A 317-nucleotide genomic window follows, 5' to 3' on the forward strand; every position below is an offset into this window, starting at 1 on the left:
AAATTACTTACTTCTTCCAGATTGTTAAAGAACGACAGCCGATATCTGTTGATATCACTCTGACTGGCTCAATCGCCAATGACAAAAACTCGAACAATCGTCATTCGAATGTTTGTCATTGAAGATTATTGAAAGCGGCCGGCACTATAACCGATTCAACCGCAGACAGGTAGAGTTTCTGTCTTAATCAACAGCCGATAAGCGTGAGCGCTCAACTTGTGCGAGAAGCTCTGGAAAGGAGGTGATCCAGCCGCACCTTCCGATACGGCTACCTTGTTACGACTTCACCCCAGTCATGAATCCTACCGTGGTGACCG

The 317-nt window shown here is 46.4% G+C and carries 1 rRNA gene; it reads right to left on the reverse strand.

Annotated features, from left to right (window positions below):
• Positions 1 to 234: 234 nt before the first annotated feature.
• Positions 235 to 317, reverse strand: a 16S ribosomal RNA gene (locus tag DID96_RS38030); the annotation flags it as partial.

The sequence above is a fragment of the Burkholderia sp. Bp8963 genome, from assembly GCF_003854275.1.
GTDB lineage: Bacteria > Pseudomonadota > Gammaproteobacteria > Burkholderiales > Burkholderiaceae > Burkholderia.